The following is a 2,259-nucleotide window of genomic DNA, read 5'->3' as shown; positions in this document are numbered from 1 at the left end:
CAGGGCAACTACGCGGCGGCGAACGCCTTCCTGGACGCGCTGGCGGAGAACCGGCGGGCCCGTGGCCTCGCCGGTCTGACCGTGGCCTGGGGCGTGTGGGCGGGCGGCGGTTTCGCCGAGTCCAGCGCGGCGGTACGGGCGCGGGTCAAGCGCGGCCCGATGCCGCCCATGGACCCGCAACTCGCCGCGCGTGCGCTGGGTGAGGCGCTGGACGGCCCGGATGCCGTCCTGACGGTGATGGACGTCGACTGGGAGCAGTTGGCATCCGCCCCGGGCGCTGCGGATGTGCGGGAGATGCCGCTCATGCGCGACCTGCCCGAGGTGCGCCGACTGGTCGCCGCGAGCGCGGGGACCGAAGCCGTGGTGCGCGGTGAGGGTGAACTGACGCGGCGTCTGGCCGGGTTGGGCCGGGCGGAGCAGGAGCGGGCGCTCACCGATGTCGTACGGGCCGAAGTGGCCGCGGCACTGGGACACGCCTCGGCCGAGGCGATCGAGGACCGGCGGGCCTTCAAGGACCTGGGCTTCGATTCGCTGACCGCCGTCGAACTGCGCAACCGCCTCAACGGCGCGACGGGCCTGAAGCTGCCCGCCACGCTGGTGTTCGACTACCCCACTCCGGTCGCGCTGGCCGAGTTCCTGCGGGGTGAGCTGACCGGGGCGGAAGTGGAGGCGGCTGCGCCGGTGGCCGCTGTGTCTGCCGTGGCGGTGGACGAGCCGCTGGCGATCGTCGGTATGGCGTGCCGTTTCCCGGGTGGTGCGGGCAGTCCGGAGGAGTTCTGGGACCTGCTGGCTTCCGGCGGGGACGCGGTGGGCGGTTTCCCGACCGACCGCGGCTGGGACCTGGAGGGCTTCTACGACCCGGACCGGGAGAGCGAGGGAACCTCGTACACCCAGTCGGGCGCGTTCCTGCGGGACGCGGCGGAGTTCGACGCCGACTTCTTCGGGATCAGCCCGCGCGAGGCGCTGGCCATGGACCCGCAGCAGCGGCTGCTGCTGGAGACCTCCTGGGAGGCGCTGGAGCGGGCGGGCATCGACCCCGGTGCGATGCGCGGCAGCGCGACGGGCGTCTTCGCCGGTGGCTTCGCATCGGGCTACGGGCTCGGTGTGACGCTGGCGGGTCAGGGCGGCTCCGGTGCCGAGGGGCACCTGATGACCGGCAACGCGACGAGTGTGCTGTCGGGCCGGGTGTCGTATGCGCTGGGTCTTGAGGGCCCGGCGGTGACGGTGGACACCGCGTGCTCGTCGTCCCTCGTGGCGCTGCACCTCGCTGCCCAGGCCCTGCGCTCGGGCGAGTGCACACTGGCGCTCGCCGGTGGTGTGACGGTGATGGCGACGCCGGGGACGTTCATCGACTTCTCGCGGCAGCAGGGGCTGTCGGCCGACGGCCGGTGCCGTGCGTTCTCCGAGGACGCGGACGGTACCGGCTGGGCGGAGGGCGCGGGCATGCTCGTGGTCGAGCGCCTGTCGGACGCCCGGCGCAACGGACACCCGGTCCTGGCCGTGGTGCGCGGCTCGGCGACGAACCAGGACGGTGCGTCCAACGGCCTGACGGCGCCCAACGGCCCGTCCCAGCAGCGTGTCATCCGTGCCGCTCTGGCCAGCGGGCAGTTGTCCGCCGCCGATGTGGATGTGGTGGAGGCGCACGGTACGGGCACCACGCTGGGCGACCCGATCGAGGCGCAGGCACTTCTGGCCACGTACGGCCAGGAGCGGCCGGAGAACCGTCCGCTGTGGCTGGGGTCGGTGAAGTCCAACATCGGCCACACCCAGGCCGCGGCCGGCGTGGCGGGCCTGATCAAGATGGTGCTCGCCCTCCAGCACCAGCAGCTCCCGCAGACCCTGCACGCCGACGAGCCGTCCTCGCACGTGGACTGGACAGCGGGCGAGGTACGGCTGCTGACGAAGTCGGTGCCGTGGCCCGCCGGAGAGCGTCCGCGCCGCGCCGGAGTGTCCTCGTTCGGGATGAGCGGCACCAACGCGCACATCATCCTGGAGGAAGCGCCCGCCGAGTACGGCGAGTCGGCGACCTCCTCCGCTGAGCCCGCGGACGAGACGGGCCGGACGCTCGACGTCCCCACGGTGGTCGAGACCGCCAGGGCCGGTGCGCTGCTGGTGTCGGGCCGGTCGGCCGAGGGGCTGTCGGCTCAGGCGGGCCGACTGCGCGAATGGATGCTGATGCGGCCGGAGTTGGAGCCGGTGGATGTGGGCTGGTCGTTGGCGACGACGCGGTCGGTGTTCGAGCATCGGGCGGTGGTGCTG

At 73.2% G+C, this 2,259-nt stretch carries 1 protein-coding gene; it reads left to right on the top strand.

Annotation, left to right across the window (positions count from 1 at the left end; translation table 11 throughout):
* A partial coding sequence (locus tag AC4IJH_RS43390) for a type I polyketide synthase (protein ID WP_490857545.1) occupies window positions 1-2,259 on the top strand: 2,259 nt, incomplete at both ends.

This window comes from Streptomyces sp. UF-297, assembly GCF_058245575.1.
The sequence above is the reverse complement of the archived record's forward strand: the minus strand, read 5'-3'. Positions and strand labels throughout refer to the sequence as shown.